Consider the following 19,356-nt stretch of genomic DNA (forward strand, 5'->3'; position numbering starts at 1 on the left):
TTTCTCTTTTTTAGAGAGGCAAAGCAAGCTTTCGGCAGTTTCAGATTTCATAAGGCAATCATAAGTATTGAGTTGCCCAATATTAGATCAGACTTCAATGCGGATTGGTATTATTCAAAAAAGAGCTCGTTGCTGATGCAACGGGCTTTTTTGTTTTGGTGTTTATTAGGCCACTTGATCTTTCACTGTCTTGTTATCGTAGCTATCCAGTAGATCTATTTATCCCCCAATCTCCGACAATTGTTTGGATTTCCCGAGTGGCGTTGCTGTAACGTATGGGGTTTAGCTGTATAATCTTGCGCCTGTTTTTATCGGGTATCAGACTGAACAGAGGTTGTTATGCAGTGTAGATTGGGGTGTGGTGCCTGTTGTATCGCGCCATCTATCAGTAGCCCAATTCCGGGAATGCCTCAGGGCAAGCCTGCTGGCGAACGCTGTATTCAACTTTCTGCAGAGAATCTTTGCATGATTTTTGGCCGTAGTGACAGGCCTTTGGTTTGCAGTGAATTTGACGCGACGCCTGATGTTTGTGGTAAAACGAATCAGGAAGCCTTGTGGCTAATCACTTCCCTGGAACAAGCAACCGGACAGTAAAATGCAATTAACCCGATATACAGATTATGGCCTTAGAACCTTGATGTATGTGGCCATGTACCCTGAGAGAACTCAGTTGTTCCGTATTGCAGAAATTACAGAAGTGTTTGACCTGTCTGCCAATCACGTATCCAAGGTAGTGCATCATCTGGGCAAGCTGGGGTATCTGGAAACGATACGCGGCAAGAGTGGTGGTTTCAGGTTGGGCATGCCAGCTGACCAGATCAATGTTGGTAAGGTTGTGCGCCAGTTGGAGAATACGCTGGCACCGATTGATTGTAACAAGCCCTACTGTGTATTGACTCCTGGCTGTCAGCTTAAGGGTATTTTAAACGAGGCGGTTAAAGCCTATATGGCTGTGCTGGATAATTACACCCTGCAAGATGTCATTACCAACGCCCAAGAGCTGAGAACACTTATTCCCGGCGTTGCTGCTACAGTGGTATCTCTGGACTGATCCCCTGTTTTCTTGCCAACTCATAAGGCAGGAGTGATGAAGCCGGCACCAGGCTGATACCCTCCTGCTCCAATCTTGAAAGGTTTGCCCTCAAATAAGCAATAGTGTCCGGGTGAGGGTGGGCAATTGCCACTAAATGTCCCAATTGATGAGCTTTGGCAATCATACGATTAAATTGCTTTTCCAGTGCAGCTTCCCGGGTATCGTTGTCCAGAAACAACTGCCGCGTCAGAAGCGGTACACCGATAACATCCGCTTGTTTTCCTGCTCTGGTGTACTTGGTCGTTACACTGTCTACAAAATAAAGCTGGTGCTGCTTTAACGCTTCCATTACCCAGTTCATTGGCTGCTCTATCTGGGTCAACAGGCTCCCCATATGATTATTAGCGCCTTTGACATAGGGAATACTGGCCAGCGCAGATGAGATCTCTTGTTTGATCTTCACTTCATCCATCTGATTGGTTAATCCCCCGGGCCCCAGCTTTTTGCCATTAAGCGCCTGCATGGGCAGATGCAGCATAATCTCGTGGCCTTTCGCATGGGCTTGTTTCGCCAGCTCGGCACCTATGGGAGTGTGGGGAAGAACGGAGAGGGTTACGCCGGCGGGGAGAGAAAGCACCGCCTTATCGGTAGGCCTGTAGCCTATATCATCAATTATCAGGGCGACTTGAGCCCCAAAAGCAGATGCCATCCCTGACATCAGCAGAATCAGTATTAATATGTAGCGCACGGAACCCGGATATTAGTCTTGTTGTGTTATCCAGCTGATTGCCAACTGCAAATCGGAATCTACAGCATGCCCGGCATCAGCCGCTTGTGTTCCGATTATATGCACATTGTTTTGCTCAGCGACACCCTCAGCGGGAAATAATATGTCTGGCTGTATTCCTTTGGCGTGAATATCCTCACCTTTTGGGGTGGTATATCGGGCTATGGTGAGTTTAACTGCATTGCCTGAGTAGAGAGTTGGGATAAGGCTTTGGACTGTACCTTTTCCAAAACTCTGCTCACCCATAATGGTCGCTCTGGTATTGTCTTGCAGTGCGCCTGCCAGTACCTCTGCTGCAGATGCGGACCCTTTATTGATCAACACCAATATGGGTAGCTCTCCAAGATAGTGTTCGGGAGCGGCAAAGTAGTCAGAGTTGGCATCGAAGAAGCGGCCCTCTGTCGACACTATTCTGCCGCCATCGAGGAAGAGATCGGCAATCTGGATTGCCTGTTCCAACAAGCCTCCGGGGTTATTACGAAGGTCCAGCACTATCCCCTGCAAGGGCGTTGTCTGCCACTGCTGCACGACAGCTTTCATCTCTGCTGCTGAGGTATCCTGGAAGCTGGACAGTCGTATATAGCCAATCTGCTCATCCAATATTTCACTGCTTACCGATTGCACCTGGATGACTTCCGGCGTCAGTGTTACCTGATAAGCAGAACCGGTTCCCTGATGCTTAAGTTCCATATTTATGGTCCGTCTCTGTAGACTGGCGTCCCGGATCTCCTCCAGCAACCCATTAAGGTCCCCGGTGTTTCTTGGTTTGCTGTTGAGGCTGACTATAGTATCGCCCGCCTTGATTCCTGCACGTTCTGCAGGGGAGCTGGGGAAGGGGGTGACGATGCGGATGCTGTCATCCTCGGTGGCGATTTCGAAGCCGAAGCCGAAATATTCTCCCCGATTAGATTCCCGCAGAGTGACCAGATCCTGATGCTCAAGAAAGGTTGAGTAAGGATCCAGTTTGCTGAAAATGCCTTCTATGGCAGCGTCGATCAGCTCTTCTCTGTCTATCTGATCAACATAGTAAGTTTCAACCGTTTCAATAACATCCATCAGCAATGGGAAGTTATAGTGGTTGCTCGGGGTGGCGTGTTCCTTGCCAGCCAGGGTGATGGATAACCCCAGCATGAGTCCAAATACGATACAGCTGATATAGCGAAGTATTGGTAACATGCAGGCCCCCATTTGAGTGAAGGGGACCTGCAATCATCAGCGACAATATCTTGCCGGATTGATCGCTTGCCCCTTGTGCCTTATCTCAAAGTATAGGCCAGGCTCGGACTGTCCACCTGAACGCCCTACAAGCGCGATGGTGTCTCCCGTGTTGACTTGCTCTCCTACTGACTTGAGCAGAGCCTGGGCGTGACCGTAAAGGCTCATGTAACCTTTGCCGTGGTCAACTACCATCACCATACCAAAACCACGTAACCAGTCAGCATAGATAATCTTACCCGGAGCCACAGGTTTAACTTCGCGGCCTTCCGGCGCTGAGAGAATGACGCCCTTCCAGGTGATTCCCCCTGAGCGTTGGCTGCCGTATCTGTGGCGTACCTTGCCCTTGGTGGGCCAGCTGAGTTTACCCCGGCTTTTGGCCAGTCCATTAAGGGATGCGCTTTGTTTAACGGCGCGTTTGGCTTCGTCCAGCACGCGTTTCAGGCTGGCTTCTTCAATCTGCAACTGTTCCAGATGCGCGCCTTTATCCTGCAATACACGCTGCAACTGAGCCAGTGTCTGTTCTCTCTGGTCCTGCTCTTTTGCCAGCTCATCCGCCTGCTTTTGTTGATCCAGCATCAGCGCATTGAGCTTGGTCTTACGTTCCTGTTCCCTTTCCTCAAGCGAGGTCAGCTCTTCCATGGTGATCTTGAGGTTGGTGATCGCCTGGATTCTTGCGTCATTAAGGTACTGGTAATAGGCCAGCATACGTTCGATGGTGGCTGGGTTTTGCTGATTAAGCAGCATCTTGGTGTAGTCGTGGTTTCCCGCAAGGTAGGCACTGGCGAGCTGTTTGGACAGGGTGTCCTGCTGAGTATCTCTCAGCTTATTTAATTGGATTTTACGACTGGCGATATCTGCAAGTTCTTTGTCTATACCCTTCAGTGCTTTGCGGGTCTCATTGGCTTTTTGGGCAACCCGGGCGACAGCTTTTTCATCCTGTTTAAGCAAAGACAGTAATTGCTCTCTTTGTTTACTGGTACTTTGCAATGAGCTTTGTTGCTTGCTGATTTGTGATTGCAGACGCTTAAGCTCCGCCTGACGATCCTGCAGATCGGCGGCGTGCAGTCCAGATGAGAACATGAGAAAGCCTGCCATCAGGCAGGCTTTGGCTAACGTATGTTTTTGCACAGGTAACAGGTTACTCTTCAACTGTGATTAATGGGCGACCTGTCATTTCTGCCGGAACCGGTTGTCCCATCAGCGTCAACATAGTTGGCGCGATATCGCTGAGACGTCCACCGCTTTGAATGCTGGCATTACGGCCGACATAAATAAAGGGAACCAGTTCGCTGGTATGAGCGGTATGGGGCTGACCGGTAGAGGTGTCTACCATCTGCTCTGCGTTACCGTGGTCTGCAGTAATCAAACACTCACCGCCCACTTTCTGCAGCGCTTCAACCACTCTGCCAATGCTACTGTCTACCGCTTCACAGGCTTTGACTGCGGCATCAAAGTTGCCCGTATGCCCCACCATGTCGCCGTTGGGGTAGTTACAGATAATCACATCATACTTAGCCGATTCAATGGCTTTCACCAATTTGTCAGTCAGCTCTCCTGAACTCATCTCCGGCTGCAGGTCATAGGTGGCCACTTTGGGGGAGTTGATCAGGGTACGCTCTTCGCCCTCGAAGGTCTGTTCTTTACCGCCGTTGAAGAAGAAGGTGACGTGGGCGTACTTTTCTGTTTCTGAAATACGTAGCTGAGTTTTACCGCTGTTTTGCAGTACTTCACCCAGAGTGTTCACCAGCTGTGATGGCGGGAAAGCCACGGGCGCATCGATATCAGCGGCATACTCGGTCAACATGACGAACCTGGCCGACGGGTGAACCTTACGTTCGAAACCATCGAAGTCGCTATTGATAAAGGCGCGGGTAATCTGGCGGGCACGGTCGGCGCGGAAGTTCATAAAGATCAGCGTATCATTGTCCTGCAGTTGCGCACCCTCATTGTCACTATCAAGAATGGCTGATGCCGCCACGAACTCATCGTTTTCATCTCTGGCGTAGGCAGCTTCAAGGGCGTCGACAGCGTTGGTATAGCTGTACTTGCCGATGCCTTGAGTGATCAGCTCATAGGCTTGCTCAACGCGATCCCAGCGGTTGTCTCTGTCCATTGCGTAGTAGCGGCCAACAACAGAAGCGATTCGACCCTGGCCCAGTTCAGCAAACAGCTGATTAAAGTGCTCCAGGCTGCCTTTGGCGCTGCGGGGAGGCGTGTCGCGGCCATCGAGGAAGGCGTGCAGGTACACTTTGGAAGCACCGCGTTTTACCGCCAGCCGGCACATGGCTTCGATATGTTCCTCATGGCTGTGAACACCACCGGGAGACAGCAAGCCCATGATATGTACGGCGCCACCGGCGTTAACAGCGTCATCGACAGCTTTGGTCAGCGCCGGGTTGTCATCGAACTCACCATCCTGAATCGATTTGCCGATACGGGTCAGCTCCTGATAAACAATGCGACCTGAGCCAATATTGATATGACCCACTTCAGAGTTACCCATCTGACCATCAGGCAGACCTACATCCAGGCCGGAGCCAGAGATCAGTGAGTGCGGATACTCCTGATACAGTTTGTCCAATACCGGAGTGTTGGCATGATACACGGCGTTCTGATGAGTATCTTCGCGATAACCCCATCCATCCAGTATCAAAAGCGCCAGCGGACGTTTTGCTGTTGTCATTGAACTTCCTTACATAAGCTAAAGCGTGAAATTGAATCTGAAATTGCTCAAATACTACTATGGTTTGGCAGGTGGGAAAACGTCAGTCCCTGCGATTGCCGTTATCGCACCGGCCTGATAACTGATTTGCTGGCACCAGTGGGGGCAACCGGGTTTGTTGAGCATTATTCATAGCTGAAACAAAGCATTCGGCTGCAAAACCCTTAGTTTGCTGCATTCTGCCATATCAGTAGGTATACTCTGTGCCTTCGGAATGTCTCTCGCCCTTATTACAGGCACTGAATCATGCAAGAATACATCGAGTTTTTTAAAGCCAACCCAATGCTGAGTCTGGCGTGGGTAGGTTTGTTGGTGGCAGTTATTGTTACTACGGTTAAGGCCGCGGTCTCCGGCATCAAAAACATTGGTAATCAGGAGTTGTCCATTCTGGTCAACCGCGAAAACGCCAAGGTCGTTGATGTGCGCTCTAAAGAAGAGTTCAAGAAGGGCCATATCGTTGACGCGATCAACGTGCCAATGGCGGATATTAAAAACAACCAGCTGTCAGCGGTTGAAAAGTTTAAATCCACCCCCATTATCTTGGTATGCAACACTGGCATGACCTCGTCACAGGCTGCTCAGCTTTTGGCCAAGCAAGGTTTTGAGAACCTGCTGAATCTGAAAGGCGGTATGGGTGACTGGCAGGCAGCTAATTTGCCTGTTAAGAAAAGCAAGCGATAAGGTTGGCAGACGGCTCGCTGTAGCCGTCCAGCATAAATAACAGTCGATTAATATCCTTGGTGTGTTTTTTTGACTGATGTACCGTTATAACCGGGAAGGAATTGGGAGAATGACCTCCCTGAGCCCAATACGGCTTTAATCGCGAAGCCGCAACAAAGATAGGATAGGTAGGAAACTATGGCTGAAGCAGTAAATAACGAACAACAAGCCCCACAATTCAACATTCAGCGCATCTTCACCAAAGATGTGTCTTTTGAAACTCCAAACAGCCCAGGCGTTTTCCAGAAAGAGTGGAACCCAGAGGTGAAGCTGGATCTGGACACCCGCAGCAACAAGCTGGCTGATGATGTATATGAAGTTATCCTGTCTCTGACTGTAACCGCTCAAAACGGCGAAGAAACTGCTTTCCTGTGTGAAGTACAGCAAGCCGGTATCTTCTCTATCTCTGGCCTGAGCGAGCCTCAGCTGGCCCACTCTCTGGGTGCTTACTGCCCGAACGTACTGTTCCCATATGCCCGCGAACTGGTTGGCAGCCTGGTGAACCGTGGTACTTTCCCACAGCTGAACCTGGCTCCTGTCAACTTCGATGCCCTGTTTGCCCAGTATGTGCAGCAGCGTCAGGCCGAAGCTCAGGTAGCTCAATCTGAAGAAGCCAACGCGTAATTTTCTATGAACAACACTGCCGATATTACGGTACTGGGGGCGGGCTCATACGGCACCGCCCTGGCGATCTCTTTGGCCAGCAATGGTCACAAGACAGTGCTGTGGGGCCATGAGCCCGCACATATTGCCAATCTCAAGCGTGATGGTGAGAACCAGGAGTTCCTGCCGGGTATAAAGTTGCCTGAGCAACTGACTCCTGAAGCCGATCTGGCCACTGCACTGGCTGCCAGTCGCAATGTGCTTGTGGTGGTTCCCAGCCATGTGTTTGGACTGGTATTGAGCCAGGCCAAACCGCTGCTGCGTGAAGACGCGCGTATCGTCTGGGCCACTAAAGGCCTGGAGCCGGAAACCGGCCGTCTGCTGCAGGATGTCGCCCGCGATGAGCTGGGTGAAGGCTATCCATTGGCAGTGTTGTCCGGTCCTACCTTTGCCAAAGAACTGGCCGCCGGTTTGCCGACGGCTATTTCTGTCGCCGGTACTGACCAGCAATTTACCGATGATCTGGTTGAATTGCTGCACAGCCCCAAACGTTTGCGCGTATATGCCAACGATGACTTTATCGGTCTGCAGTTGGGTGGCGCGGTGAAGAACGTTATCGCTATTGGCGCCGGTATGTCCGATGGTATTGGCTTTGGTGCCAACGCCAGAACGGCATTGATTACCCGTGGTCTGGTTGAACTCTCCCGTTTGGGTGAGGCTCTGGGCGCCAAAGGCAGTACCTTTATGGGTATGGCAGGCTTGGGTGATCTGGTATTGACCTGTACTGATAACCAGTCCCGTAACCGTCGTTTCGGATTGGCGCTGGGTAAGGGTTGTGATGTGGATACTGCACAGGCTGAAATTGGCCAGGTGGTTGAAGGTTATCGCAACACCAAAGAGGTTTATACCCTGGCTGAGCGTTTGGGTGTTGAGATGCCGATTACCGAGCAGATCTACCAGGTGCTGTATGAGGACAAATCTCCGTTTGAAGCTGCAGCTCAGCTGTTGGCACGCGAGAAAAAGTCCGAAACATCAGGCAGTTAATACGGCTGAAAATTTCACGAAAAAGGGTGCTAAAATAGCACCCTTTTTTATTTCCAGAAGTAGGCGAAAGGCGCAATGCAGAAGTTTGATGTCATCATTATCGGAGCCGGTGCGGCAGGGATGATGTGTGCCCTGACGGCAGGATATCGGGGCCGTAGTGTGTTGTTGCTGGACAATGCCAAACAGCTGGGGCGCAAGATACTGATCAGTGGCGGTGGCCGCTGTAACTTCACCAACCAGAACATTGAAACCAGTGCTTACCTTTGCCGCAACAGCCATTTCGTCAAGTCCGCGCTGGCTCGTTATACCCAATGGGACTTTATTGGCATGGTGGAGCGCCATGGCATCGAGTTTCATGAAAAGACCCTGGGTCAGCTGTTCTGCAACGAATCCGCCAAGGATATCGTCAGCATGCTTACCACTGAATGCGACTGGGCGGGAGTAACTACTCAGCTGCGTACCGAAATCCTGAATATCGACAGGTTGGAGCAGGGCTTTGCGCTGGAAACCTCCGAGGGCCGTTATCAGTGTGACTCTTTGGTGATTGCTACTGGCGGACTGTCTATGCCGAAACTGGGGGCGACCCCATTTGGTTATAAGGTGGCAGAGCAGTTTGGCCTTAAGTTGCTGCCAACCACAGCAGGTTTGGTGCCCTTTACCCTGCAGCCGGAAGATAAAGAAAAGTATGAAGAGCTGTCGGGTATTGCCCTGCCCGTGACTGCTACTGCTGAATGCGGCAAGCAGTTCAAAGAGGCTATGCTGTTTACTCACAGAGGCCTCAGTGGTCCTGCAGTATTGCAGATCTCCTCCTACTGGAAGCCGGGTGAGAAGATCAGCTTTAACCTGCTGCCTGAACTGGATTTTGTTGAGTGGTGCAAAACAATCACTCATGAATCACCAAAACTGTCATTTAAGAATGCATTGAGTCGACTGCTGCCCAAGCGTTTAGTGGAACGTTTGATGGAGTTGGGCGCGCTGCCGGACAAGAATCTGAACCAGTTGGGGAAGGGCGAAGTTCAGCAGCTTGCAGACTATCTGCATCATTGGCAAATCGCTCCCAATGGTACCGAAGGCTACCGCACTGCCGAGGTCACTCTGGGTGGGGTGGACACCGACGAACTGTCTTCCAAAACCATGGAAGCCAAGAAGGTGCCCGGACTTTACTTTATCGGCGAAGTGATGGACGTCAGTGGCTGGTTGGGAGGCTATAATTTCCAATGGGCCTGGAGCTCAGGTTATGCGGCGGGTGAGATGGTGTAAATCTATCTCATCAAACCAAAGTTAGACCTGATGCTCGCTATGGAAGATAGTGCAGCACTAACACCCCCTAATAAAATGAATATTGACTGACCAGAAGTGAGTGCGAGTCCAATTACAGCCATCAAGATCAACAGAGTAAATGGGAGGCGGAAGTTTTTCCATGTCCCTGCCTCTGCGCGGCGAATTAATGCTTCGAAAACCTCTTTAGACTCAGCATTACGTACAAAAATTTTGAATGTGTTATTAATTAACTTCAGATCTATGTCATTAGCATCAAGGGCTATCAATCCTTTTTGTCCGAGTAAGCTGATTAAATGCTTATTTTGTGGGTTGATCTGTTTGCCCTGAGTAAGGTAGTAGAGCGCCAGCTTCTCTTTATCATTACAGTTTTCCCATTTGTATCTGTAAGTGGCTTCAAAACAGTGGAGCAGATAACTGTATGTATGTGCTGTTGAGCTTTTTGTCACTGTACCCTTAAATAGCTCAGTTTTGATATCAAGTGCGGCTAACTCAGGTAAGGCGTCCTGTTCGTCCTGAGCTATTTGTTTGTTTAGTCCATGGTAAAAACCTTCTATCCCTTCATCTAGTTCAAGGTTAAAGTCCATTAAACACTCAGACCATGCAAGCATATCATGATGCCCAACGGCGTTATCATATTCCGATGGAGCAGCACGTAATTGCTCGGTGAGCAGTTCATCGTACCATTTTAACTTGTGAAACGTGGAGCTTGAACAATGTAATACCACCTTAAGATTATATGTGTCGTTAAGTTCTTTAAGGTACTCGATCAGTGAAAGTAATTGATTACGATTCGGTTGGGTTTCTAAACAAATCTCCATATCCCACAAATCGAACTGGTGACTATCCTTTGTATAAGTTGCCTTAAGATTTGGAAGTGTTAAGCCTGTGACGTCCTTATGGTCATTGAGGTATTTAGCAATCAAATTATATGGATATGCCGTATTAGTTCTTAGTTTTACAGTAAGCAGTCCTCCATCTCGTTTGGTTAAACCTAATTTCAAGACTAGGCCATTACAGAGGTTTTGGGCCTTATTCTTCTCATGCTGGCTAGCGCCAGTATTTATTTGCTTTAGCGTGTGTAGATACTTCTTAATATCACGAGTTAGATGTAATCTAGGTCTGACCCAAGTTATAAATATTAACAACCAAAAGCCTATAATCCCAAGGCTAATTAAAATCTGCAGTAATGACCCGTAGCTTTTAGCAGTGTTATTGCCATTTGGACAGCTTTGAAATTTAATAAAACATACAAACTGCTTTATCGATGAGCTGAGCATGTTATCCAGATAATTTTTGTATAGGCTTAGTCTTGTATGTATCGTTAAATCGCCGGCTTCGGTTGGTGATTGCTGTTGAAGATCTTTTAACCATCCACAGTTATCTTGGCTGATACAGTGGGCTAAGCTGTTAGGATAGAACTCTCTGAAAAAGCCAAGAATTTCGGTTCTATTCTGTTGATTGTTCTGTACGGCTAGCGTCTCTTGATGGCCTTGAAAGATAATCTGTGAGCTTTTATAGCTTGGTAGAATAATAGCTGTAAATAATAAACAGGTTAAAACGAAAGAGGTGCCTGATATTTGTGAGGTTAAGTCTGACTTCAGGTTATCTAGTACTTGTTTTCCGCCTCTCTTCTTTATTGAAAAAGATAAGCAAATCATAATAAATATGATTGACATGAGAAAAAATGCTAACCAGACACCCCAATGAAGCTGGTAGAAAGCTTCAAGTAAAATAAAAAGTATTAAGCTGGTAATCACAGGTAACTGCACGAGGTAAAGCCAGCTATCACCATTAACTCGTTTAAGTAATTTATTACCTATAGTTGTATGCCCCATATTACAAAGTCTTAAAGCACTCAATTTTATTATCCAGGCAAGTAGTTGTGTCCCAACCACAAGGATAACAATAGATACTAACAGGTAGATATAATGGTTGGTGGCAAAGGCATTGACATTGGTATTCGGTAGGAAGGCTACCAAGGTAAAAGGGCTAGGGTATTTATTATCTTCAGATAATGCGAATTTATGTTGGAGGTAGTAACCACTATACCCATGGTAGTAACCAGCAAGCGGCTGTGGGTTTTGACCAGTCAACCAACTTGAGAATAGATGTGTAGTCGTATTGTTAAGGGTTAGCAGATTCTCTTTTAGACTGCGATTATTATCGCTGTGAAAAAGCACTTCGCCTGTATATTGGTTAACTAATATTATGCTGGCATCAGAGATAATACTATTGTTATCACTATTAAGGTTAAACGTAGTTGGCAGATATATATCGGCTCCTATAACATAGCCTGAGGTTTCTGCATTAGTGCTTATGGTCGTGCCTAAACTCCCATCGCCGATATTGTATAAGCGTTGCAAGTAGACTTTCTGTCCTTCGCTGGCAAGTTGCCAACCATTACCTCTCTGTATCTCTTTGAAATAATCTCGATGAGAAACAAAAATATTAGTTGTGAGTGGTTTTTCATGACGGTTTATGGATATCAGACTCTTTCCTTCATTATTAGCTAAAAAGCTAGTGATTAGTATGGGGTATTCTGAGAGGTGCCTTTTATTACTGTTTATGGATTTAAGACTCCTTCCTTCGTCATTATCAAAAAAACTATAGGTTAGTATGGGTTTTTCGTTGGACAACTTCTCAACATGTTTTGAAATGTATATAGTTTTATTTATTTCTTTATCATTGGTAGTTTCCTTAAGTGTGATTTCCTTTCCCACGAGTGCAATGCTTTTTTTATGTGAGTTTTTAATGCTATTCGAGATGTTATTTTGATCTTCTATTCTGTTTTTGTTGTCTCCTTGTACTCTATAAACTAACGGGTTGTAAGGGGTTTTACTATTTGGATCGTCATAAAAATCCTTGTCACTAAGTAATATCTCTATTGATTTAGATAACTCATTTCTGAGACCGTTATTTAAGCTTTCTAACAGTTTCTCAGCCTGCGATTGTCGCTGTTCAATGAGCCTTAACTTGGCGCTTTGGGTTAGTGTGAAGCACACAGAAGTGATGAGGAGTGAATACAATATAAAAGTTGCAGCTCTTCGTAATGGCTTAGGCATACTTTTGTTTATTTCATAGAGCCACAATTGAGTAAACACCCATATAGCTGCCAGAATAAATATTCCACTAATCATTAACGGAAGATTATGCTCCAAGGGGTCCCGACTTTTCAATTGGCTGTGGGTAAGTGTGGCGATTAAAAAGTACTTTTGCTCGCCTGAAATTTCACCTAATTTTACCGGGTGAAAAAAGACTCGAGTTTTTTGGCCGCCAAGAAGAGTATCGGTAAAACCTGTTTGCTCTATAGAGTAATCTTCTTCCCCTTTTTTTGATGGGGGGCTTGAAAATAGAGAAGCCAAGGAGCCAGTGTTATGGTTTTCTTCTTTCTGTTTTATTAAGTTAGAAAGAGCTACAATATTATGGACACCATAGCTATTGGAGTTGGCTAAAATTTGATTATTTCCCTTAGCCAGTAAAAGGTCATCAAAATTACTCTCTATTTGGTGTAGGATTTCACTTAATTCTATAAGGCTATATTTACCTTTTGAATTTCTTATGCAGACTTGGTTGTTAGCATTTATGGCTATTACAACACCAATCTCCCCTAATTTTGATGAGCTTATTATTGGCAACTCTCTAGGCTTGTTATGGATAGTTATTTTGCCAGCTTCTATGCTAGTGGTTGAACCTATATCTCCTGACTTTTGTGGTTCGTTATCCTGTGGTTTAGTAAAGGCTTCTTCGCATCCACTTTCTCCTTTATAACTATTAAATTGATTTTTTAGAGCTTGTGTATCTTCATACAGTGTGAGTGCCTTAATTCGGCTTAATTGCATGTTGAGACTATCTTCAGCCTCTGAAAGCTGGCGAAAGTAATCAATATTTATCTGGGTTTCTAGATTTTTTTTATAGGTGAGGTAGACATAGTATGAAAGCACTGCAGCAACAATGAGTACTATGTAAGCACTTAAATTATGGGGCTTTTTTGTGTTGCTGGAGGTATTCATGATAAGTGCTTTCTACTTAAGCATTTGCTTAACCTACTCCTTGGCTGGTTAAATATCAATTGTATAACTTTCCGTTTTCCAAATTAGGACTGTTTACTCCAGCTAAGCATAAGAACTTAATTTTTTACCATTGTCATAGGGCTATGGTCGCCATCTGAGTACGGATGAACATTATGGTCAACTAATTTTCATACACTTCGATACAAACTGTCCGGATTGAGCATCTCGTGAAATGTGCAGCCTGCTCACTATGCTTTGATGAGTAAGTCAACGTTCCCAATTTTTACTACATGTCGCTGATTACCGTCTTGCTGAGGGTATTGTGGTCATGTTTCGTCTTCTGACTGTAAATCAATGTAAAAAGCTTATTTATACTACAAATAAGTGTTAGGTTCGGATGTCAGTTACCTAAAGGGGATACTGATATGTTCTGTCCAAAGCGATCATTTTCACTCTTTCTTGTCTCAGGCATATTTCTGAGCGGCATGTCCTGTACCACTACTTCCAGCGCGGCTGATAAAGAGTGGGTTTTAGCCTCTGATGAGGTGAATACCACAAACTTGAACAGCAAAATTCAACAAGCAATCAGTTACTTGAAAGAGAACGGCAACAGCAATAGTACCGCAACGATTCTCCTGCCGGCGGGGCGTTTCGATCTGGATTCCAATACAGATCAAAAGGGAACCTTGATGTTCAATGGTCTTGAAACGGACAGTGATGGCAGCTTGGTACTTAAGGGCGCTGGCAGAGGGAAGACCACATTGGTTTTTACTGACTTCGAACAGTCTGCTGTGTACGGAAAGATGATTAAGGGGCTGACCCTGCAGGGATTACATTTTACCCGTGAGCATTATTCCGCCACTCAGGGAGAGGTGGTCAGCACGGCTCCGGGTGAGGTAGTGATAAAAATCCACCGTGGCTTTCCAAAGCCAGATTTTCTATGGCGATACAAGGATCTTGGCCACTATTTAAGAAGAGCGACCAATAGTACCACTGACCCTTTAATCATACTGACCGATAATGATCAGGTGAAGTATGGATACAGGGATGGGGCGCCTTATCCTCCCGAACATGTTAAGGGACGGCAGTGGAAGTTTTATCTGGCCAATAAGAAGCTGGATCTGGAGGGCAAGGGGTACAGCAAGGGAAGTTATGTGGCCATAAAAGCCAAAAAGTCAGGCTTTCCCTATGAGTTTCGCGGGGGTGAGCGGCTGACAATGGACGATATTAAATGGACGCACAGTACCAGAGGGATTATCAGAGGAACGACCCTGGCCGACGGCACTCGATATGCCTTTAACGATATCACTATCAGTAATTGCCTGATCGCCCGGGCCAAACCCAGGTTCGATCAAACCCCCATACTGTCAGCCAGTGGCGGTGGTATTCAACTGAATCAACCCGATGACCTGCCTGCCAATAACATTCTGGTGAAAAACTGCCGCCTGGAATCCACTGGCGATGACAATATCGCCCTGTTCAACGTGAACAATGTGAGACTGGAAAATCTCAAAAGCAACAATGCTTTTGCCCGCAGTATTCTGGTGACATCAAAGGCGCGAAACCTTTGTGGTTCCAATATCAGTGTAACCAACGGTGTGATTGAAAATGATAAGCAAGAGCCGGTGACGATAGCTGAGTGTGATTGAGCCAGTTAAATCAAATTGAAAGGGAACCCTGGATGAGAGTGTTGCTGGCGTGTCTTTTATTCTGTTTCTGTACGGGAAAGGGCTTTGCTTTGGAGGTGCTGGAGCTGGAGCCTGTTGCTGATGATATGACGCCGGTATTGCGCAAGGCGCTGGCGACGGTGACAGGTCCCCATGTACGCATAGTGCTTAAGCCGGGGCGTTATCAGTTTCTGCCGGACTATGCTGAGTCTTCGTACCGGGTCATTACCAATCATGGCAATGGCGTAAAGAAGGGGATTTTTACGCTGCAGGGTTTTGATTCTGTTGAGATAGAGGGCAATGGCGCTGAATTGATATTCCATGGTCAGGTCGCTCCTTTCCAGTTCTACCGGAACAACAAGGTGACAGTGCGAAATTTATCTATCGACTGGGATATTCCCTTCACTTTTACTGCTGAAGTGGTGGGTGTTGACTCCCGTCAGGGATGGGTTGATTTGAAGCCTCTGCCGGGAAACAGTTACAAGCTTGTCGGGGGAGAGTTGACGTTTCCCAATGTGGATGGGTTTAACTATCAATATCTTGGCTCAACTCTTTACTTCTACCCAGATAAGAAACGGGTTGTCCATGGTGCATGGGATTTCAAAAGTAAGCCTTCCCGGGTTGAAAAGCGTGGTAAGGGTGTTTTTCGGCTCCATGAAAAGTTGAAGCACTATCCTGAGGTGGGCATGTGGTGGAACTCAAAAGGAGACCGCCACAACGACAGATATGCACCGGCTTTTCAGGTACGTAACTCCAGTAATATTCTGATAGATGGCGTTAAAGTGCACCATGCTCTGGGAATGGGGTTTCTGTTTGAGCGGTCCAAAGATATCCAAATCCTCAACAGCGCCGTGGTACTGAAAGATGAGCAGCACGGAACCCGGGTGGTTTCCTCCACCGCAGATGCCACCCATTTTGCCAATTGTGGCGGTAATATTCTGATTGAAAACAGTCGTTTCGAGAACATGTTGGACGATGGCGTTAATGTCCACGGCACCTATGTGACCGTAAATAAGTTAACTGATAAACATACCCTTATCGCTGAATTGATGCATTTTGAGCAGCAGGGTTTTGAATTTGCCGCTGCAGGGGATGAGGTCTGGTTTATCCATCAGCCGGATATAGCACGGCAAACAATGAATCGTGTGATTGCCGTAAATCCCATCAATGAACAATTTGTTGAGCTTAGATTTGAGCAACCCCTGCCGGCGAACCTAAAAGTGGGAGATCTGCTGGAAAACAAAACCTGGAACCCTGCCTTTACCCTGCGTAACAGTGAAATTGGCGATCACAGAGCCAGAAGTATCGTACTGAAAACGCCTGAGCCAATCCTGGTTGAAGGCAATCGCTTTTACTCCATGATGTCCTGCATTTTCCTGCGCGGCGAGAGCTTCTACTGGTATGAATCCGGTGCGGTTGAGGATGTGACTATCCGCAATAACAGGTTCGAGCACTGTGCATACTCGGGTAAAGAGCATGCTGTGGTGTATATCACCCCGAGGCTGGGCAGAGGCTTCGACGCTACTCAGGCTTTTGACAGCAACATCCGGTTTATCGATAACGATATTCTGACCTTTGATAACAGAGTTGTTTGGGCCGACAGGGTTGATGGCATGACAGTCACGGGCAACCGGATAGTGAAGGTGTCAGATACAAACAGACCTCCGCTTCACCCGAATGCTCCAGTATTTGAATTCACCAACAGCCATCGGCTGACGATCAAGGATAATGACTATCAGGGACAGGTCGTGACTCTGTTGCAGCTGGATGAGACCAGTCAGGCAAGCCTTCAGCATTGAAGGATAGGAACGGATGAAGAGTAAGGCCCACTGTGCAGTGGGCCTTTTGATTATCAGCAAGCCGCGGATGACGGGATCAGTTAATCGCCATAGAGATGAAGTAACCTGTGGTTGTCGCCACAATCACCCCGATAAAGCCGGGCATCAGGAAGCTGTGATTCAAAATGTACTTACCGATACGTGTGGTACCGGTACGGTCAAAGCTGATAGCAGCCAGATCGCTTGGGTAGAAGGGGAAGAAGAAGTAAGCGTAACAGGCTGGCAGCACACCGATCAGCACGGCAGGTGGAATACCCAGCGAGAAACCCAATGGCAGCATAATGGTTAACACAGCAGCCTGACTCTTGAGGAAGGCCGACACCACAAACATCGCGATGGCAAAGGTCCAGGGATAGAGGTTAACCATATCGCTTATCTGGCTCACCAGATAGGATTTATGATGACCGATAATGGTGTCGCTGAGCCAGGCAATACCGAAGATGATCACCACGGCAGTCATCCCCGCGCTGAACACGTTGCTGCTGACAATCTTCTTGGGGTCGATATTGGTCACCAGCAGGATAATGCCACCTACCGCCAGCATCAGAAACTGAATGGCTTTGGACATACCCACCTTTTCCGGCAGTAACACGTCGCCAAACATGGCCACCACAATCACCATCAGAATACCCAGCAGGAACACGGTCAGACCGCGACTGGCGATAGGGTCTTTACCATCTTTATTGGTGTGTTCAATATCTGCATCCACCAAAGAAGCCTTAAACTCGGGGTCCTGCAGTCTGGCCTGGAATTCTGGGTCTTTATCCAGATCTTTACCCCGCTTGAGACTCCAGGCACAGGCAACCAGCACGCCGGTCAATGTAGCTGGAATGGTCACCAGCAGTACGCTGATAAGACTCAATTCAAGGCCGTTTTCCATCGAAGTGGCAATCACCACGGCGGCAGCTGCTGCAATCGGGCTGGCGGTGATACCCATCTGTGACGCCACAGTGGCAATAGCCATAGGGCGTTCCGGGCGAATGCCTTTTTTGTAGGCAACGTCATAGATAACAGGTAGCAGCGGATAAACTGAGTGGCCGGTACCCACTAACACGGTGAGGAAATAGGTACAAAGTGGGCCGAGGAATACAATATGGTCCGGGTGTTTGCGCAGCAGCTTTTCGGCAAATTTCACCAGCAGCTTGAGGCCACCGGTGGCTTCCAGCGTGGCGGATGCCGCGACCACAGCCAGAATAATCAGCATAACCGTGACCGGCGGTGACCCAGGGGCGATGCCGAATACAAACGCCATAATGGATACACCCAGGCCACCGAACAGGCCGAAGGCCACCCCTCCATAGCGGATACCGATAAAGATTACCGCCAATAACAACAGCATATGGACATAGAACATGGCTGATTCTCCCTGTTTCAGCTCAATATTGAAGACGGCTCTTCACCGCCTGCCATTAGCTGGTTATATCCAACCGGAGATCATGGAAACCTGCAGGTGATCACAGCTTGAGTTATCCAGCGATTGCTAAAAAATCGAAACGTGACAGTAGGTTAGCTTGTTGTCTGTTTTGTGAGCCAACGCAGGGTGCGATATCAGCTAAAGCGTATTGAATCCGCTGGCATCTTGGTATTTGCCACAGCAGAGTAAAAAGCCTCAGTGGCGCTCTATCGGCAAAGATCGACATTGGGTATGATTCCTCACATTCAACGAAAAACCAGTCAAAGGACAGCAATCATGGCTAAAGCCAAAATCGGTATTGTGACCGTCAGCGACCGCGCCAGCGCCGGTGTTTATGAGGATATTTCGGGTAAAGCTATTATCGATACCCTGAATGATTACCTGACGTCAGAGTGGGAACCTGTTTATGAGGTGATCCCGGATGAGCAGGATGTGATTGAAGCGACGCTGATCAAGATGGCCGATGAGCAAGAGTGCTGCCTGATTGTGACTACCGGTGGTACCGGTCCGGCCAAGCGTGATGTGACGCCTGAAGCGACCGAAGCTGTATGTGACCGTATGATGCCGGGCTTTGGTGAACTGATGCGCGCCGAGTCGCTGAAGTTTGTACCTACCGCCATTCTGTCCCGCCAGACTGCAGGCCTGCGTGACGATACCCTTATCGTTAACCTGCCTGGTAAGCCCAAGTCTATTCGTGAATGTTTGGATGCCGTATTCCCGGCCATTCCTTACTGCATCGACCTGATGGAAGGCCCGTTTTTGGAATGCGACGAAGAAGTGATTAAGCCATTCCGGCCTAAGGCTAAATAGCTGAATAGCGATCGATTTGATGGAAGGCCGCTGATCCAAGTACTGAGAATGCAACGAAGAAGTGATTAAGCCGTTCCGTCCAAAGGCTAAATAATCCCAGATGCCAGAAATGCCAAACCTCAGTCATTAAGCTGTCTGGTTCTGTGCAGCGACTTAGCTCAGGCATTTTACCTTTGCAGCCGAGACATAATCTAAAAGGGTTCCCTCAC

The 19,356-nt window shown here is 47.5% G+C and carries 15 protein-coding genes; 9 read left to right on the plus strand and 6 right to left on the minus strand.

Translation table 11 applies throughout. The features are described from left to right. Positions 1–339 precede the first annotated feature (339 nt). On the plus strand, positions 340–594 hold the full coding sequence (locus L2725_RS22310; RefSeq protein WP_249251006.1) for a YkgJ family cysteine cluster protein: 255 nt from the start codon (positions 340–342) through the stop codon (positions 592–594). 1 nt (position 595) lies between these two features. Next, positions 596–1,051: an Rrf2 family transcriptional regulator gene (locus L2725_RS22315; protein ID WP_249251007.1), complete on the plus strand. Its 456-nt coding sequence runs from the start codon at positions 596–598 to the stop codon at positions 1,049–1,051. Here L2725_RS22315 and L2725_RS22320 read toward each other — a convergent pair. Genes L2725_RS22320 through gpmM form a run of 4 tightly spaced genes read right to left on the minus strand, consistent with a single transcriptional unit; the run spans position 1,029 to position 5,721 of the window. After that, entirely contained in the window at positions 1,029–1,781 is a 753-nt protein-coding gene (locus L2725_RS22320; RefSeq protein WP_428985312.1) for a divergent polysaccharide deacetylase family protein, read from the minus strand. The genes L2725_RS22315 and L2725_RS22320 overlap by 23 nt on opposite strands. Positions 1,782–1,793: 12 nt before the next feature. Then, positions 1,794–2,996, minus strand: coding sequence for a S41 family peptidase (locus tag L2725_RS22325; protein ID WP_249251011.1), 1,203 nt, complete (start codon positions 2,994–2,996; stop codon positions 1,794–1,796). Between the two features lie 36 nt (positions 2,997–3,032). Further along, positions 3,033–4,166 (minus strand): murein hydrolase activator EnvC family protein, encoded by a 1,134-nt coding sequence (locus L2725_RS22330; protein ID WP_428985313.1) that lies wholly within the window; start codon positions 4,164–4,166, stop codon positions 3,033–3,035. Between the two features lie 10 nt (positions 4,167–4,176). Then, the gene (gpmM, locus tag L2725_RS22335; protein WP_249251014.1) at positions 4,177–5,721 is read right to left on the minus strand and encodes a 2,3-bisphosphoglycerate-independent phosphoglycerate mutase; all 1,545 of its coding nucleotides are present in this window, start codon (positions 5,719–5,721) and stop codon (positions 4,177–4,179) included. Positions 5,722–6,006: 285 nt separating this feature from the next. Between gpmM and L2725_RS22340 the strand changes: the two genes are divergently transcribed. The 4 genes from L2725_RS22340 (at position 6,007) to L2725_RS22355 (ending at position 9,387) form a co-directional block, all read left to right on the plus strand. Beyond that, entirely contained in the window at positions 6,007–6,441 is a 435-nt protein-coding gene (locus L2725_RS22340; protein WP_115136663.1) for a rhodanese-like domain-containing protein, read from the plus strand. A gap of 177 nt (positions 6,442–6,618) precedes the next feature. After that, the gene (gene secB, locus L2725_RS22345; protein ID WP_115136662.1) at positions 6,619–7,104 is read left to right on the plus strand and encodes a protein-export chaperone SecB; all 486 of its coding nucleotides are present in this window, start codon (positions 6,619–6,621) and stop codon (positions 7,102–7,104) included. Positions 7,105–7,110: 6 nt separating this feature from the next. Next, complete coding sequence (gene gpsA / locus L2725_RS22350; protein ID WP_115136661.1) at positions 7,111–8,127, plus strand: NAD(P)H-dependent glycerol-3-phosphate dehydrogenase; 1,017 nt, start codon at positions 7,111–7,113, stop codon at positions 8,125–8,127. 75 nt (positions 8,128–8,202) lie between these two features. Continuing rightward, positions 8,203–9,387, plus strand: coding sequence for a BaiN/RdsA family NAD(P)/FAD-dependent oxidoreductase (locus L2725_RS22355; RefSeq protein ID WP_249251015.1), 1,185 nt, complete (start codon positions 8,203–8,205; stop codon positions 9,385–9,387). Positions 9,388–9,389: 2 nt separating this feature from the next. Here L2725_RS22355 and L2725_RS22360 read toward each other — a convergent pair whose 3' ends face one another. Beyond that, positions 9,390–13,418, minus strand: coding sequence for a hypothetical protein (locus L2725_RS22360; RefSeq protein WP_249251016.1), 4,029 nt, complete (start codon positions 13,416–13,418; stop codon positions 9,390–9,392). Between the two features lie 560 nt (positions 13,419–13,978). On the opposite strand from L2725_RS22360, the gene L2725_RS22365 reads away from it, so the two are divergent. Together L2725_RS22365 and L2725_RS22370 are read left to right on the plus strand one after the other, a co-directional pair. Further along, complete coding sequence (locus L2725_RS22365; protein WP_249251017.1) at positions 13,979–15,067, plus strand: right-handed parallel beta-helix repeat-containing protein; 1,089 nt, start codon at positions 13,979–13,981, stop codon at positions 15,065–15,067. Positions 15,068–15,099: 32 nt separating this feature from the next. Next, on the plus strand, positions 15,100–16,884 hold the full coding sequence (locus L2725_RS22370) for an alpha-1,3-galactosidase-related protein (RefSeq protein ID WP_249251018.1): 1,785 nt from the start codon (positions 15,100–15,102) through the stop codon (positions 16,882–16,884). A 76-nt stretch (positions 16,885–16,960) separates the two neighbouring features. Here the strand turns inward: L2725_RS22370 and L2725_RS22375 are convergent, their stop codons facing one another. Beyond that, positions 16,961–18,277 (minus strand): anaerobic C4-dicarboxylate transporter, encoded by a 1,317-nt coding sequence (locus tag L2725_RS22375; protein ID WP_249251019.1) that lies wholly within the window; start codon positions 18,275–18,277, stop codon positions 16,961–16,963. 336 nt (positions 18,278–18,613) lie between these two features. Between L2725_RS22375 and mog the strand changes: the two genes are divergently transcribed. Further along, a complete protein-coding gene (mog, locus tag L2725_RS22380) occupies positions 18,614–19,147 on the plus strand; it encodes a molybdopterin adenylyltransferase (protein WP_249251020.1) in 534 nt (177 codons plus the stop codon). Positions 19,148–19,356 lie beyond the last annotated feature (209 nt).

Source organism: Shewanella corallii (assembly GCF_023349125.1).
GTDB classification, from domain to species: Bacteria; Pseudomonadota; Gammaproteobacteria; order Enterobacterales; family Shewanellaceae; genus Shewanella; species Shewanella corallii.

What these genes read in the sequence shown, in the direction of transcription:
- L2725_RS22360 (WP_249251016.1), bottom strand. Translation starts at nt 13,418, where the DNA reads ATGAATACCTCCAGCAACACAAAAAAGCCCCATAATTTAAGTGCTTAC.
- gpsA (WP_115136661.1), top strand. Translation starts at nt 7,111, where the DNA reads ATGAACAACACTGCCGATATTACGGTACTGGGGGCGGGCTCATACGGC.
- mog (WP_249251020.1), top strand. Translation starts at nt 18,614, where the DNA reads ATGGCTAAAGCCAAAATCGGTATTGTGACCGTCAGCGACCGCGCCAGC.
- L2725_RS22325 (WP_249251011.1), bottom strand. Translation starts at nt 2,996, where the DNA reads ATGTTACCAATACTTCGCTATATCAGCTGTATCGTATTTGGACTCATG.
- L2725_RS22355 (WP_249251015.1), top strand. Translation starts at nt 8,203, where the DNA reads ATGCAGAAGTTTGATGTCATCATTATCGGAGCCGGTGCGGCAGGGATG.
- secB (WP_115136662.1), top strand. Translation starts at nt 6,619, where the DNA reads ATGGCTGAAGCAGTAAATAACGAACAACAAGCCCCACAATTCAACATT.
- L2725_RS22375 (WP_249251019.1), bottom strand. Translation starts at nt 18,277, where the DNA reads ATGTTCTATGTCCATATGCTGTTGTTATTGGCGGTAATCTTTATCGGT.
- gpmM (WP_249251014.1), bottom strand. Translation starts at nt 5,721, where the DNA reads ATGACAACAGCAAAACGTCCGCTGGCGCTTTTGATACTGGATGGATGG.
- L2725_RS22310 (WP_249251006.1), top strand. Translation starts at nt 340, where the DNA reads ATGCAGTGTAGATTGGGGTGTGGTGCCTGTTGTATCGCGCCATCTATC.
- L2725_RS22340 (WP_115136663.1), top strand. Translation starts at nt 6,007, where the DNA reads ATGCAAGAATACATCGAGTTTTTTAAAGCCAACCCAATGCTGAGTCTG.
- L2725_RS22370 (WP_249251018.1), top strand. Translation starts at nt 15,100, where the DNA reads ATGAGAGTGTTGCTGGCGTGTCTTTTATTCTGTTTCTGTACGGGAAAG.
- L2725_RS22315 (WP_249251007.1), top strand. Translation starts at nt 596, where the DNA reads ATGCAATTAACCCGATATACAGATTATGGCCTTAGAACCTTGATGTAT.